The sequence below is a fragment of the Azospirillum sp. A29 genome, assembly GCF_042604625.1.
Taxonomy (GTDB): domain Bacteria; phylum Pseudomonadota; class Alphaproteobacteria; order Azospirillales; family Azospirillaceae; genus Azospirillum; species Azospirillum palustre.
Map to the genome: position 1 here is coordinate 88,587 of NZ_CP170462.1, position 14,119 is coordinate 102,705.

The 14,119-nt window shown below is 57.8% G+C and carries 13 protein-coding genes and 2 pseudogenes; 8 read left to right on the plus strand and 7 right to left on the minus strand.

Translation table 11 applies throughout. The annotated features are described in order from the left end of the window. Positions 1–273 precede the first annotated feature (273 nt). From ABNQ38_RS07715 to ABNQ38_RS07725, 3 genes are all read left to right on the plus strand, one after another. The gene (locus tag ABNQ38_RS07715) at positions 274–615 is read left to right on the plus strand and encodes a hypothetical protein (RefSeq protein ID WP_377806545.1); all 342 of its coding nucleotides are present in this window, start codon (positions 274–276) and stop codon (positions 613–615) included. Positions 616–706: 91 nt separating this feature from the next. Continuing rightward, positions 707–1,669, plus strand: coding sequence for a hypothetical protein (locus ABNQ38_RS07720; RefSeq protein WP_377806546.1), 963 nt, complete (start codon positions 707–709; stop codon positions 1,667–1,669). A gap of 27 nt (positions 1,670–1,696) precedes the next feature. Continuing rightward, complete coding sequence (locus ABNQ38_RS07725; RefSeq protein ID WP_377806547.1) at positions 1,697–3,352, plus strand: type IV secretory system conjugative DNA transfer family protein; 1,656 nt, start codon at positions 1,697–1,699, stop codon at positions 3,350–3,352. Positions 3,353–3,367: 15 nt separating this feature from the next. On the opposite strand, the gene ABNQ38_RS07730 is transcribed toward ABNQ38_RS07725, so the two are convergent. Next, positions 3,368–4,654 carry an IS701 family transposase gene (locus ABNQ38_RS07730; RefSeq protein WP_377806548.1) on the minus strand — a complete coding sequence of 429 codons (1,287 nt, stop codon included), beginning with the start codon at positions 4,652–4,654 and terminating at the stop codon, positions 3,368–3,370. A 101-nt stretch (positions 4,655–4,755) separates the two neighbouring features. On the opposite strand from ABNQ38_RS07730, the pseudogene ABNQ38_RS07735 reads away from it, so the two are divergent. Beyond that, positions 4,756–5,304, plus strand: a pseudogene (locus ABNQ38_RS07735) (transposase); the annotation flags it as partial. Positions 5,305–5,557: 253 nt separating this feature from the next. On the opposite strand, the gene ABNQ38_RS07740 reads toward ABNQ38_RS07735, so the two are convergent. From ABNQ38_RS07740 to ABNQ38_RS07750, 3 genes are all read right to left on the minus strand, one after another. Continuing rightward, positions 5,558–6,250: a hypothetical protein gene (locus ABNQ38_RS07740; protein WP_377806549.1), complete on the minus strand. Its 693-nt coding sequence runs from the start codon at positions 6,248–6,250 to the stop codon at positions 5,558–5,560. Positions 6,251–6,259: 9 nt separating this feature from the next. Beyond that, positions 6,260–7,171: a TIR domain-containing protein gene (locus ABNQ38_RS07745; protein ID WP_377806550.1), complete on the minus strand. Its 912-nt coding sequence runs from the start codon at positions 7,169–7,171 to the stop codon at positions 6,260–6,262. Between the two features lie 192 nt (positions 7,172–7,363). Continuing rightward, positions 7,364–7,705 (minus strand): hypothetical protein, encoded by a 342-nt coding sequence (locus ABNQ38_RS07750; RefSeq protein WP_377806551.1) that lies wholly within the window; start codon positions 7,703–7,705, stop codon positions 7,364–7,366. 412 nt (positions 7,706–8,117) lie between these two features. Here ABNQ38_RS07750 and ABNQ38_RS07755 point away from each other — a divergent pair. After that, a pseudogene (locus ABNQ38_RS07755) lies at positions 8,118–9,348 on the plus strand (IS3 family transposase). Between the two features lie 53 nt (positions 9,349–9,401). On the opposite strand, the gene ABNQ38_RS07760 reads toward ABNQ38_RS07755, so the two are convergent. The 3 genes from ABNQ38_RS07760 to ABNQ38_RS07770 all read right to left on the minus strand — a co-directional run bounded on the left by ABNQ38_RS07760 (position 9,402) and on the right by ABNQ38_RS07770 (position 11,147). Beyond that, a complete protein-coding gene (locus ABNQ38_RS07760) occupies positions 9,402–10,178 on the minus strand; it encodes a hypothetical protein (protein WP_377806552.1) in 777 nt (258 codons plus the stop codon). A 117-nt stretch (positions 10,179–10,295) separates the two neighbouring features. Further along, positions 10,296–10,670, minus strand: coding sequence for a hypothetical protein (locus ABNQ38_RS07765; protein WP_377806553.1), 375 nt, complete (start codon positions 10,668–10,670; stop codon positions 10,296–10,298). A gap of 36 nt (positions 10,671–10,706) precedes the next feature. Next, positions 10,707–11,147 (minus strand): hypothetical protein, encoded by a 441-nt coding sequence (locus ABNQ38_RS07770; protein ID WP_377806554.1) that lies wholly within the window; start codon positions 11,145–11,147, stop codon positions 10,707–10,709. A gap of 221 nt (positions 11,148–11,368) precedes the next feature. Here ABNQ38_RS07770 and ABNQ38_RS07775 point away from each other — a divergent pair, with 221 nt between their 5' ends. The 3 genes from ABNQ38_RS07775 to ABNQ38_RS07785 all read left to right on the plus strand — a co-directional run bounded on the left by ABNQ38_RS07775 (position 11,369) and on the right by ABNQ38_RS07785 (position 14,071). Further along, a complete protein-coding gene (locus ABNQ38_RS07775; protein WP_377806742.1) occupies positions 11,369–11,578 on the plus strand; it encodes a helix-turn-helix domain-containing protein in 210 nt (69 codons plus the stop codon). Positions 11,579–11,703: 125 nt separating this feature from the next. Continuing rightward, positions 11,704–13,296: a hypothetical protein gene (locus ABNQ38_RS07780; RefSeq protein ID WP_377806555.1), complete on the plus strand. Its 1,593-nt coding sequence runs from the start codon at positions 11,704–11,706 to the stop codon at positions 13,294–13,296. Between the two features lie 130 nt (positions 13,297–13,426). After that, on the plus strand, positions 13,427–14,071 hold the full coding sequence (locus ABNQ38_RS07785) for a hypothetical protein (RefSeq protein WP_377806556.1): 645 nt from the start codon (positions 13,427–13,429) through the stop codon (positions 14,069–14,071). Positions 14,072–14,119: the final 48 nt, after the last annotated feature.

A 14,119-nucleotide genomic window follows, 5' to 3' on the forward strand; every position in this document is an offset into this window, starting at 1 on the left:
AAAACCGTGTCGTCAGCATGTCCACCTCACCAGCCGCAGTGGGAGCTTATCAGAGGTCTCCACCAATCAAGAGGAACTCACTTTATCATTACCTCAAAAGCAGGCATTTCACGTGCCTCCGAATCGCCAACCATATCGCCTTGAGGAACAAGCAAAGAGATTGCTATTGTTGCAAGTTCAAACTCCAGAAAATACTGAATAGCGCCGTTAACGCTGATTCTACAAGGGAAAGCTGGTGCGAAATCGCCCAAAACGCGCAAGTAGGAGGTTGGAATGCAAGGAGTTTATACCATTGGCTTTATCGGATCAAAAGGATTTGGGGCCGGAACCATTTTTCTTATCAGCAATCGTGTGATTGGTTTTGACAATAGGGGCTGCATGATCGACGGCGAGTATAAGAATAGAGATGATGGTGGTGCCGACATTCTAATGCAGGTTCTAATCCCACCCGGTATGACTGTCGCATTCGATAATATGATATCTGACAAACCACGGATCGTAAAATGCTCGTTTTTTCTGGAAGGTGATTTGGGAGGGGGCGCTCCTAAGATGGTGCAGATGGAGACTGGTCCTATACAAATTTGCTTCGCAAAGATCCGTGATATAGCTCAGTGAATGAAGACAATATTATAGAATAAGTATTTGTTCACGACGATCATCAAAATTCTAAGCCATTGACATCTGCCGGAAGGAGGTGACGCATATCATGCGTGAAGCATCTCAGGTAGAACGCGCTATGATGGACGGCGCTGTCGCAGGTGCCATTGGTGCCTGTGTAGGTTCAATTGCCGTTTTAGCAGCTGCAGCCGCAGCTGGTGCTGCGATAGTGCCGATAACTATTACATTGGCAGCATCTATTGCTGTTTCAGCCGGTATTGGTGCGCTCACAGGAGGCGCTTCCGCAGCAGAGGCATTAAAACAAGAAGCACAAGTAGAAGCTGGAGACGTTACCAGAACGGAACGCAAAGAGCAGGATCAGGAGAAGCAGGACCAGAAGGAGCAGCAGCAGAAGGAGCAGCAGCAGAAGGACCAGGAGAAGCAGGAACAGAAGGAGCAGCAGCAGAAGGAGCAGGAGCAGAAGGAGCAGGAGCAGAAGGAGCAGGAGCAGGAGAAGCAGGAACAGAAGGAGCAGGAGCAGGAGCAGAAGGAGCAGGAGCAGGAGAAGGAGGAACAGAAGGAGCAGGAGCAGGAGAAGGAGGAACAGAAGGAGCAGGACCAGGAGAAGGAGGAACAGAAGGAGCAGGACCAGGAGAAGGAGGAACAGAAGGAGCAGGAGAAGGAGGAACAGAAGGAGCAGGACCAGGAGAAGGAGCAGGAGAAGGAGGAACAGAAGGAGCAGGACCAGGAGAAGGAGCAGGCACAGAAGGAGCAGCAGCAGAAGGAGCAGCAGCAGAAGGAGCAGCAGAAGGAGCAGCAGCAGAAGGAGCAGCAGAAGGAGCAGCAGCAGAAGGAGCAGCAGCAGAAGGAGCAGCAGCAGAAGGAGCAGCAGCAGAAGGAGCAGCAGCAGAAGGAGCAGCAGCAGAAGGAGCAGCAGCAGAGGGAACAGCAGCAGAGGGAACAGCAGCAGAGGGAGCAGCAGCAGAAGGAGCAGCAGCAGAAGGAGCAGCAGAAGGAGCAGCAGAGGGAACGACAACGTGATGAAGACTTAGAGCATGGCAAAGGTAGATAATGTAATAACGCTACCCATCATGTCTGAATGGATCAACTCGAAGCACTTTGGATGGCTAAAATGGAAGAACCAGAACTCACAACAATAATACTTGTTTTTGGGATTCTAGGTGTAATCGCTGTAATCATAAAGCTTATGACGATGGGAAATAAAAAGCCTGTCCTGGAGGAATCGGGTCAGCTTGGAACAGCAAAATTTATTCCAAATACAAGCGAGAAATCCGACGGAGGTTATCGTATCATTATTGGATTTGAGCACGATGGATTAGCTGATCGCGGTGGCGTCAGTATTTCAGAGAAAAAGGTTTCTGATCAGGAAATCAAGTTTTATCGTGGCGGAATGTTGGCTGCCCGCTATCCGGCTCTGCAAGCGAGTATTGATGAAGAAGTCGTTTCTAATTCCGAAGACGACGCTACCCAGTCGGGCTGCAATCCAGTATTTTACTCTGGTGATGCTCACCTTCTTACCGTCGGCCATACTCGGTCAGGTAAGGGAGTTGGAGCTATTATACCAAATCTCTTAACATACCCTGGGTCTATGATCGTAATTGACCCGAAAGGTGAAAATGCAATTGCTACTGCACATTACAGACGCTCTGTCGGACACAGGGTAATCGTCCTAGATCCCTGGAAGGTAACTGATATACCGTCTGCATCCTACAATCCTCTTTCTATTGCAGGCGATATGGAAGAGAGGTTGATTGAAGATGCCAGTCTGATTGCAGACGCCCTAGTAGTTCCTGTCGAAGGGCAGAATCAATTTTTTTGGGAGGAAGAGGCGCGGTCGTTAATAGCAACTATTGTCCTATATTTGTCGCATGAAAAGAATGGGTCAAATAATCTTGCTAAGCTACGCGAGATCGTGGCGCAAGGAGGAAAGGGGCTTGAGGACTTTCTGGTAGGCATCTCGATGTCACCTCTTCATAACGGTGCATTGGCACGTGGAGCATCACAATTCTTGCAGAAAGCACCCAATGAAAAGTCTGGGGTGCTATCAACGGTACGGCAACAGACCGCGTTCTTGGATAGCCCCTCTATACAACAGGTTCTTTCCACATCATCCTTTTCATTTTCTTCGTTGCGTGACGTAAAGACTACTGTCTACATCGTCATACCTATTTGGCGGCTGGCAACTTATGGGCGCTGGCTTCGGCTCATTGTGACAATGGCATTGACAGAGCTGTCTAGAGCAAAAGGAAAACCAACAGTACGCACTCTCATGATACTTGATGAGTTTCCCGCTTTGGGCATGCTGAAGTCATTCGATACCGCTATGGGTATCATGGCTGGTCTTGGTGTCCAATTGTGGCCGATAGTACAGGATTTCACTCAACTGCAAAAGATGTATGGAGATAGTTGGCAAACTTTCGTGGCCAATGCAGATGTTCTGCAATCATTTGGAACGCGCGACATTCTCACTGCTTCCTATATATCTGAAAGGCTTGGCACCTCAACAGTTCCCGTCTACGAGAAGTCAAGCTCAGTAGGTCATCAACATGATGTAAACACAGTGTCAGGTCGTTATACCGCCAGACCTTTAATGTACCCAGATGAAATAATACGGCTAGAAAAGAGCGCTGGTATCGCGTTTATTGAAAATAATTTTCCGTTAATTTTTAGGAAAATCCGCTATTATGAAGATGAATATTTTTCTTCAATCATCAGCACGGTATTAAGAGGATAGTAATGCAACCCGATTTTACCGATTCTGGTACGGTGCTTCCAATGCGATTGCTTTGCTCTCTGCTGATGACGTCTTCGCCAAAATGACCAAGCGATAACGACGTAGATGCCGACTGTCGGCCGAGGCAGGAGGTGGTGAAGCAGGCGTCGAATCTCGGGCACGGTCAGCGGGATCAAGTCGGCCGCCAAGTCGACTGGGTCCTCTCCCCTTGATAGCCGCCTTGCGCAAGACGGTGAGGAAGGCGAATGCCAGCACGGCCAAGGTGATGTGCCGGTGCCAGCCAGTCCAGGAGCGGACTTCATACTGGTCGAGCCCGACCTCGCCCTTGGCCATCTCGAAGGCGGACTCAATGGTCCAGCGCGCACCTGCCACCCATACCAGATCGGCCAGAGCGGTGCCTTCCGGTGCACAGGTCAGGTAGAAGGTCAACTCCCCATCCCCCAGGCGGCGCCGGATCAACAGGGCTTTGCTCCAGCCCTCGGGCGCACCGCGGAACGGCAGGCGGGCCCAATCGTACAGGCGCGGCCCCTTGGCGCCATCGCCCGCGCTGAGCCGGTGCCAGCCATCGGCCGGCACCTCTTCGACCCAGTCGCTCACCGTGCCCGGCCACAGCCGCTGGCCGCTGGTGACGGTCAGCACGTAGCCGACCCGACGGCGCTCCAGTGTTCGCCGGATGGCGCTGTCGGTGCCGTAGACGCTGTCGCCTGCTACCCAGCCGCAGGGGACGCCGGCGTCCAGCGCCCGCTCCAGCATCGTCAGCCCCAGCTTGGGCTTGGTGGCGAACGCGACCGTCTCGGGCACCCAGGCTGTGCGGCGGCGCTCCTCGTCACCGGCCCAGGGCTGCGGCAGATACAAGGTTCGGTCGATCAGGGCATAGCCGTGCCGGCCGGCGTAGCTCAGGAAGACGCCGATCTGACAGTTCTCGATACGCCCGGCCGTGCCGGAGTATTGACGCTGCACGCCGACCGAACGCTCGCCCTTCTTCAGGAACCCGATCTCGTCCAGCACCAGCACGGCGTCGGGATCACCCAGATGCTCGACGACGTAAGCCCGCAAGTCGTCGCGAACGGCGTCGGCGTCCCAACGCATCCGCGCCAGAAAATCCTGGACGCTGTCGGGGCTGGCGTCACCGGCCGCTTCGGCCAGCTGCCAGCCGTTTTTCCGTTCCAGCGGAGCCAGAAGCCCGGCAAGATACCGCCGAGCCCGCTCGCGCGCCTCAAGCCGGCAAAATCGCGGACTGATCCGGATGGCCAAAGCCTCCAGATCACGTGCCCAACTCGCCGCTTCTGCCACTGTCGTCATCCCGACCTCCCTCCGGTCGGGCTACGCCCGTCCTCCGACACGACGGCGGCATTCCATTCTCATCCTGATTGTCGCCATTCTCACCGTGATTGTCGGGCCATAGGCGGGTCACCGACTTGGCCGAGGACGCCGCGATGGGCCGGCTCGCCGGGGAGGCGGACAAGGTGCGGCGCTTCGGCGAGTTCCGTTACGCCGCCCGCACCTGGAAGGTCGAGCGCCGGGTCAGCGCCCGGATCGAGGCGTCAGCCCAGGGCACCGACACCCGCTTCATCGTCACCAACTTGGCTGGAATGCCCAAGGCGCTGTACGAGATGATCTACTGCGCCCGCGGCCAGATGGAGAACCTGATCAAGGCGCATAAGCTGCACCTCGCCTCCGACCGAACCTTCTGCAGCAAGGCAACCGCCAACCAGTTCCGCCTGCTCATCCACACCGCCGCCTATTGGCTGCTGCACAGCTTGCGCGGCTTGGCACCGAAGGCGTCGTTCTGGAGGGAGGCCCAGTTCGACACGTTGCGCCTCGGTCTCATCAAAGTGGCGGCGCGGGTCATCGAGATGAAGACCCGCATCAAGGTCTCTCTGCCGACCAGCTTCCCCTACCAGGAAAGTCTCGCGATGCTGGCCGACCGCACCGTCAGGCTGCCACCGTGATCGCCGGGGCGATGTGCCCCCGAACGAACCTATTCCCGCAACCCGATAGCCCCACCATAGCGCGCCGTTGGCGCCACCCATCGACGCGCCTTCAGACAGGCGTTCCAAAGCGCTGATGAATGATCCGGGCTAGGGGCAGTCCGACTGGACCGCAATCCAGGCGCTCGTCAGTGAAACCTTCACCGTCGCCTGACTGCTCACCAGTTGCCAGCCAGGTGAGCAGTTACAGGCTAATTGCCGATGCGGAGCAATGTTACAGAGACCACCAGTAAGTGGAACGATAAATGCGCATTTCATTCATTGCTGCCCACTTGCGCTCCTCCCACATGTTAGTGCCGCTAGAATATTTTGCGCTGTCGCCCAGGTTATCGTAAACGCGGTGCGTGATCCAAGTCGGATATTCCTCTGACATAGCCGCCAGCTTAGCTGCGTAGTTTGCTGCCTTTCCCACCCAAACGAGATCATTTGAACCTCGAATGCCCGTTCGGGCCGCCATGATTTTGGAGGCATCAATTCCAACTACATGCTTCATTACGTATTTGGTATTTTCATACTGCTTCTTCTTAGCTGGCTCAATGATGTTTTTTACTGCCCAATTAATTTTCAGTCCACATCGAACGGCAGATGTATTCTTTGAATCTCCAATAAAAATGCCCATCACACGGTCGCCGTCAAAGGCGCGGATCACCCCACCTTCTGCCCGAATGATCTTGGAAGCACAGAGTAAGAACGTTTTGTAGTTTTCAGCGGAAAACCAGTCTTTGTAGTTATCTACCAATTTGGTTGAGTCAGCGAGATCTGCATAGAGCACAGTCGCTTCTAGATCTACGCCATCATTCCCAAGCTTCAGGTCAGCATCTTCCGGAACCACTTGGCCGTCGCGACGCTCCCACTTGTCCTTGTATACTTTTGCGACTTCAGTCTCCAGGTCATCCTTTAACGCCATAACGCTCCCCTAATCTCGTGGCCCAAGTTCGTTAATGATCCGCTTGATTTCGGTGCAGGCAGGCCCCAACAACGCGGCAAGTTTATCGGCTGGGCCAGGCTTGTATCCAATAGTCGTTATTCCACTCAGATCAGTGGGAAGCTTGACGTTCTCGCCCCTCGGTTCGACAAGCAGCGTCCGCTTACGCCCAAGCCGGCCCATGAAAAACCCGAGTTCAAAGATGACGTTATCACGCGGCGTCCGTCGGGCTTCCCCACGGACAGTGGTTTGGTCATCAGGATGGGCAATAGCAATGGCAAAGTCTGAGTGCTGAAGGGCGTCTTCTAAACTCTCCAGTGGGTAGTGAGATGCGATGAAGACGCCATTCGTCCAGATCGTCACGAGAGCGTTCACGTGAGCTAACGCCAACTGGATTTCTTGGGCAACGTCAAGAGCCTCGACGGTACAAATCACAAAGACGTTGGCCTGTTCATTGATCTTTTGAACCTGTGCGTTCCTTAGGACCAAGCGCCGGGATAGGTCGATGGCGAGAGCCTTCCAGATGAAGGGAAATTCATCCGCAAGCTCGTGGAACTGCGCGCCCAACAATTCGACCACAACACCATCTTCGGATGCCCGGATTGTTGCTGATCGCCGCTGCGCGGAGTCGATGGCACTTATTTCACCTACAACCTCGCTAGGTCGGCGCACTCCTACGTTGCGCCCTTTGACGATGACGTCAAAGCTACCGGCCACGATCAGGAAGATTGAGTCATCGGCCTGCCCCTCTTGAATGATGGGGGCACCGGCAGGCACCGATTTGAGGGTGCCGCGCTCAGCAATAGCGTTGGCGCAGTCGATGTGCCCTTCGACAATTTTATTGCGGCGCAGCACGTCAATCAGAGCCCGTTTCCCTATAGGCCCACTAAATCTTTCGATCATCTAAGCAACCACCTCTTCGGAACCGCTGCTATTATCCTTGAGCGATACTGAAAACGTCGATACTTGGGTTGGCAGTGTGTATCGCCTTTTACGCTGACGCGGACCACGGGTTCGGGGATAGCGCCGCACCATTTGCAAACGACTTTCCAAATGTCCATCTGTGTATTTCTAGTTCCTTCCAAATCAAGCTGTTTATAGTTTCCGGAAAAAATCCTCAACGTCGGTTACCGGTGTCATATTGGTGAAGCTTCGTAAAGGCTTGCCGGATTGAGTCCGCTCACGGACCTCGATTTCTTCGGTATCATGATTATAGGCGAAGGCATAACGGTTCCCGCCTATGGTGACCCACAAAATATTGGCCAATTCGCCTGCATACTGCTTGATGTCAATCGAGCCTGGCTCGCCGCGCCAGATGATGCCCCCGAGCAGCGCAAGGGCAATCGCTTTTACCTGGGCCGCGTGATGATCCGCACGCCCCATCACTCCCTCTGCATAGCGATGCAGGATCGCAACATCGTTCGCGGTGATTGACATAGCTTCATTCCTTTCTAACGCGCTGCATAGAATAACAAATTTGAGGTGATTTACCAAACAGGCAGCGCAGCTCTGGGATGAATACAGGGGTATGTGGGCCACGGTGTTCCTTTTCGAGTTTGGGCCGGGGGTCCAACTCATTAACGTCGATTCGGAGTAGATCTTGGCTGGTCCGCTCGCTGTTGCCGCTTTCGCCCGGCGGCGTTCAAACGCTGTCCTCATCCGCGCCCGGAGATACTGCGGCTACCGCAAGAGCAGCATCATAGGCTGAAACTGGGGAGCGGTACGGTTCGATGAGATACCCGGCTGCGGTAAATTGAACCGCAATCGGAGGTCTTGGAGATGGAAGGAACAGGGGCGTAAGCCCGAGGGGGCGCCGGAGCGCGCCCACAACGCTGGCGCAGACGCCCCCTTGGGCGCGGACGCCAGTACGCCCCAACGCTTCTCCGCTGCGCGCAAGGTGACGGCAGTCACGCGCTTGCTGCGTGGCGAGCCGTGGAGGTAGTCGCCCGTGAACTGAACGTTACGGTGGCGCGCCTATCGGAGTGGCGCGAGCGCGCTCTGGCGGCCGCGGCGTCGGCGATGAAGGAGCGCGAACGCGACGAGCGTGATGCGGAGATCGCGCGTCTCAAGGCCAAGGTGGGCGAGATCACCATGGACAATGAGTTGCTGCGCAAGAAGATCGCCGCCCTGGAGGGCCGGCACTCTTTGGCCCGGCGGAGGTCGAGACGATGAGCCGGACTACCTCGCCCTCCACCGGCCGCTCCTATGGTCTGGCCCGCGTCGCGCGGAACTGGGCGGTATCCTGCGCCACGGTCTACCGCCACCGGGCGGGTGCCTCGACACCGCCGCTCCGCGGCCCGGGCCCGCTTGGCCTCTGCCCGCATGGCGAACTGATCGAGTACATCCGCCAGCAGATCCTCACCTTACGCTTTCACGGTGAGGGTTATCGCAAGATTTGGGGACGTCTGCGCCATGGGGGCAACCGCACCTCGATCTGCAGGGTGCGGCGGCTGATGGGCGCGCACAGGCTGCTGGCGCCGCATTGGATCGGACGGCGGCACACGCGGGTGCACGACGGTACCATCGTGACCGAGGCGGTAAACACGATGTGGGGGACCGACATGACTGAGACGATCACGCTGTGCGAGGGCGTGGCGCGCGTCTTCATCGCGGTCGACCACGCCAACTCCGAGGTGGTGAGCGTTCACGCTGCTGAGAGCGGCAACTGCTTCGAGGCCCTGGAGCCGATCCGCCAAGGCGTGCTGCGCCACTTCGGCAACATCGGCCCGGGCGTCGCGGCTGAACTGAAACTGCGCCATGACCACGGCTCGAACTACATGTCCGGCGACTCCCAAGCCGAGATCAAGTGCCTGGGCATCACCAGTTCGCCCTCCTTCGTGCGCGAACCGGAGGGCAACGGCATGGCCGAGCGCTTCATCCGGACACTCAAGGAGAACTTCCTCTGGGTCCACACCTTCGACACCATTAAGGAGCTGCGCCGCGCTCTGATCAAGTTCGCCCACCACTACAACGAAACTTGGCTCGTCGGCCGACATGGACACCGCACCCCGGCCCAGGTGCGCACTGACCAACTCCGGGTTGATCAGATGCCTGTGGCCGAGCTAGCCCTGGCCGCCTGAACAAGCCCAGACGGGTGTCTCATTTCTGGGCCGCGGTTCATACGAGTGTGGCATCATGTATCCGACCAGTCGTTCAAGGACCATGTCGCGTCGCGGGGGTGCGGTGTGACCGGCCAGTGGTCGGACAAGATGCCGTAGACGGGCCCAATGAATCGGTCAGCGTGATGCCAAGGCTGAATGCCCATGCCCGTTTCGTTGTCGTAAACGCTGGCAATACCTCCTACCACGACGGCGTTGTATGCAAGCTGCGAGCAAAACCGGATGCGGCCGTCCCGCATCTTCTGTGTTCCAAGAACAAACCGTAGAATGCGATTTATACAGGAGGGGCGGTCCACGCCGGAATAAAGGACACTCGCCAACGCGCCGGTGATAGAGTACCAATTGCCAACTTGGCCGCGCAGGTATTTGCTCATCTTCTTTGCGCCGTGAGGTTTCAGCGCAGGATGGCGGATGACTACAATGTAATCATATTTCTCTGTTAGATCGGCAATCTTATTTTTCTGAACCTTCCACATAACGGCCTCCACGCACTCCCCGCTGCCGACGCCGATCGCAACGTGGCTGAAGGCGCTATTGGAAACGTGTTGCACAACAGCGCCTGGCAACCGGCGCAGCAAGCTGACATCTTTCTTGGGCACGCACAGGAGGATGTCACCAGCCCTGACCTTATTCGGCGTCAACTGTCTTCTTTGCGCAAATTCCTTTCCTGGAAACCTGATCGTCAGACCATGACAGTAGTCCAGGACGCGCCGATGGCCGATCAATAAACGAACGCACCGCCGCATGTCATCGACTTCTTCTGGTAACAACGTGAGGTGATTCAAGGTCATCAACATCATCCATATGCCGGACGCGCAGAAAGGCGCACGCGGTCAGACATAGTGGAAACGACTTGGCTCATGCAACATCCGGCGAAGGTCAACGTAGCAGCCGTACAGCTGGTTGAGCTAGTCGTTGCCCTCAATGCGTCTCGCCTGTCGGCTGGAGTAGTAGGCGCGGCTCTTCAGGTCGAAGGTCCCAAAGCAGCTGAAGTAGCGCCCCACGTCGACCTCGGCGCTCGTGATGATGCTCTCCTGAACCAAATCCTTAAGCCGCCGAGAACGGCCTCGACGATGCCCTTCTCCAGGTTCCGATGCAAAGTTTGAGGGTGAACGGAGATCGGGCATCTCGGCGGCCGGTGGCCTGTCCAGATCTGCACCGCGCCTCGTGGGCGATGCCGGCGCCGGCGTGCTGCTGGTCGATTTCATGCGCCGGCTTTGATCGTCCCGTTGATCGGCGCCGTCCTCGTTCTTGATCCCGCCGGCGAACTGCACTTGGCTCACGAACGGACGACCGGGCAGCGACCGCGCAACAAGGTTCTACAGCGGTCTCCAGAGCACCGCTTGACGCGGCGTGTAGCCAACCGCTTGGACCACGCCGCGCTTCTCGAAGCGGCGCAGGTTCTTAATGACCAAGCGGCAGAGATGCTCAAACGCCTCCGCCCGGAGCGCGAGCCCCCGGCGCGCGCAGACGGCATGAGCAATGTCTTGCGCAGTGAGCGCCCGCGAGGCTTTGCGCAGAATCGTCTGGGCATCATGGCCGACCTCACCACGCCGCAGGCCGATGAGGTGCGCCAACGGTTTCCGCCTAGGTTGCGGAGGCGATGCAAGCTTTTCGGAGCGCACGAACAGCCGCATAGTGTGGTCAAGCGACGCCACCTCCCGCTCAAGGGCTGCCAATTGTGAGGACAGGCGGCTTCGTTGTTCGTCAAGTTCCGCGCGCTTGCTAGCCAAGGCCGCGAGCAATGCATCGTCGGGCAACCGATGTTCGGATGCCTGCAGTGAGGAAGCGGAAGCCGGAGAGTGCATCGGATCGTAGGGCGCCGGGTTGAGAAAGGTGAGCGGTCAGGACTGCCGCTCCGTATATCCCATTTTGGGATTATCCGAAAACAGGTTTAGTGAGACGGCCGGGTTCCGCAAACCGGCTGCTGTCCGTGAAGTCCACGCATACCCCCGCTTATCGGGCATTGATCGACGCTCTTGTGGATGCCCGGAAGGCAGCGAGGCTTACTCAGCATGGGCTGGCCACCCGCTTGGGGAAGCCGCAGTCCTACGTGGCCAAGGTGGAGAACCGAGAACGGCGCCTTGACGTGATCGAGTTTGTGACCATCGCCAGAGTTCTTGGAGCAGACCCGTACGCGATTATCCGTCACATAGAATTGGCCTATCCGACTAAACGGGAAGCATTTTAGGCTGATCGCCTCACGTCGTCGGGCTGCACAGCCTGCATTGAGTGGCGCCGCACACGAGGTAAGCACAACGTTCCAGCAATCACGCAAGCCTTTGCGAGTAAACCGTTTTTTAAAAGACGGCGTTGGTGGTGAAAACCACGTTTTCAAATTCGGCAAGTCGAGACTGCAGCGTAGAGCTAAAAGCCCGCCCGAACATGCGCGAACTGCGCAAGCTGGTGCCTGAGTTGAAGGCTGAATACGAGGCGATGCTTCGGACTGCGGAGCCGGGCGACTTCTTCCGCATCTCCGAGCTTGCTGCATCCCTGGACCGGGAGAGCGTGGTGACCCTCTTGGGCACCCGCTTCTCAGAGTCTTCCAGCCGAGCCGATCGGATGGGTCGCAGGGGCGACGCGGCCCGCGTCATTACCGTTGCCGGGGACGGTCAACGAACGCTGCCACTGATCGCCGACTTCGACACGGATGAGGTATGGGAATGCCTTGCCCTGGCTGGGGAGGGGCGGGCGCTGGAAGCCTATGCACCGAACTTCGACCAGACCCGTGACCTCTATCGCGCGGCCACCGGCGAATGCCCGGTGGTCTCATCCGGTAAGTCTGCCGCCTCGGCCTGTGGAAGCCGCTTTGGCTGCGCGCTTTGCACCGTATCGGGCAGCAGCGACAAGAGCATGACCATCATGCTCCGGGACCCGAAGTATGCCTGGATGAAGCCGCTCAATGACCTGCGCGACTTCCTCGTGGCGACCCAGTACGATCTCGACCGTCGGCGTTGGACGGCCAGAACCACGGACCCGGTTACCGGGCACGTCCGGATCCAAGCCGACGTTTACTCCCCAGCCATGGTCCAGGAGCTGCTGGGTATCTGCCTGACGATCGACGCCCGCGAGAGGGAGCGGGCCGCCGCTTTGGACGAGGACCTCTGGGCCTATTACGCTGGTGAGGCCGTGTCGTGGTCCGACCCCTATATGCGCGCGATGGCAGCCGCTGGGACGCCTGGCATCGCCTGGGCGACGCGTATGGCAAAGCCGCAGTTCCAACTCGTAAGCCCTGAGCAGGTGCTGGCAATCGACTTCATGTGGGCACGCTACGGCGCCTCCGTCCCCTTTGAGGCCCTGCACATCTGGCGCGACGTGACCAAGCGGGGTGTTCGCTTTGAGCTCCCCAAGATCGAGGTTCAGCCGAACCGGCGCGATCTGCGTATGCCGGAGGCGCGCTGGGTTGCGCTTCCCACGAATGAACGGATGTTGCACCCGCTCTACGACCCGCTGACCACGTTCTACTATGAGCGCCCTGGCCGGGATGTGCCTGCGGTCACCGCGCAAACGTGCGTCGAACACCAGGAGGAGGAGACCTTCTCGGTTGACGCCGAATCCGCTCGTATGATTTTCGAGTTCGAGGCTGACCGCCTGCTCGATGTCTACCACAACGGACGCTTCGGGCCGACGGTGGCGGTACAGTTCTACCTACGCTTCGGCACCATTGCACTCGCCGCCGGACGGCTGCAGGAACTGGCGAACACGGTCGACCACGCCCAGCGTCTTACTGACGCAGGCCTCGGCCCAGGCACGTCGGCCGCGGAGTTGCTCACCCGCTCGATTTCCGATGGTGAGCACAATCGGCTGAAGGCTGCCACCCTGATCCCGGCGAAGGTGGTGCCGGCGCAACGACGGCAAGCCAACATGCCGATCGGGCAAGGCGACCTCTTCGCCTCCTTAGCCGCCTGAGGTACAACTATCGAAGGTCGAACGGCACAGTCACACCAGCGAAAGGCGGCGGAAATCGCCGTCTTTCAAGGTCGCGGGCAATGCTGAAATTCGGCTAACCAGATGCCATCGCACGTTGGAGTACCCGACCGTGAACAGACTGCCCGCCGCCGCCCTGCGATCTATCGTCGTCGCCACGGTTGCCGTATCCCTGGCTGCCTGCACCACGACATCCCGGCCTCCTCCCGCAGACGGATGGAAGACGGCTCGGGATGCCCAGCAACAGCTGTTATCCCGCGCTGGCCTCGAGAACCATTTCAAGCAGCCCTTAGTCAATGGGACGCCGACCGTGATCACAAGCCGGGACGCCATCCTCGACGCGCTGAACATCAGCTACGATCCGCGCTACATCACCTCGGAGGAAGTCACTGAAGCCGGCAGCACCTTCTGCGAAAAGAAGAAGCAGGGTCGGCAGCCTATTCTCCTGGAGATGAGCGCCGGGCAGTTGGATGAAAGCAGTCGGGGCGCTCGTGAGCTGATCCAAAAGGTGGGCTCTGCCACGATTTTCTGCACCAATGGCTCCGCGGCCGATGAGGCCTTGCTGGCCGCATATAAGGGCTCCCGGACAACGGCGCTCCAGCAGGAGGCGCAGCGCTCGGCGATGCAACGTTCGGCACAACTCCGGGCTAGGATCGAGGAATCGCAGGAGAACCGTGCCCGGTGGGACGCCATTAAGCGCCGCGACGAACAGCGGGTGAATGGATCGACCGGCTACACCTACGTCCCGACGCACTGACCATCGTCCACCCACGACATCAGAACCGCCATCCCTTCGGAGAAGCAA

Coding starts and splice junctions, on each gene's coding strand:
- ABNQ38_RS07725 (WP_377806547.1), top strand. CDS start 1,697: ATGGATCAACTCGAAGCACTTTGGATGGCTAAAATGGAAGAACCAGAA.
- ABNQ38_RS07715 (WP_377806545.1), top strand. CDS start 274: ATGCAAGGAGTTTATACCATTGGCTTTATCGGATCAAAAGGATTTGGG.
- ABNQ38_RS07745 (WP_377806550.1), bottom strand. CDS start 7,171: ATGATCGAAAGATTTAGTGGGCCTATAGGGAAACGGGCTCTGATTGAC.
- ABNQ38_RS07740 (WP_377806549.1), bottom strand. CDS start 6,250: ATGGCGTTAAAGGATGACCTGGAGACTGAAGTCGCAAAAGTATACAAG.
- ABNQ38_RS07720 (WP_377806546.1), top strand. CDS start 707: ATGCGTGAAGCATCTCAGGTAGAACGCGCTATGATGGACGGCGCTGTC.
- ABNQ38_RS07730 (WP_377806548.1), bottom strand. CDS start 4,654: ATGACGACAGTGGCAGAAGCGGCGAGTTGGGCACGTGATCTGGAGGCT.
- ABNQ38_RS07760 (WP_377806552.1), bottom strand. CDS start 10,178: ATGACCTTGAATCACCTCACGTTGTTACCAGAAGAAGTCGATGACATG.
- ABNQ38_RS07750 (WP_377806551.1), bottom strand. CDS start 7,705: ATGTCAATCACCGCGAACGATGTTGCGATCCTGCATCGCTATGCAGAG.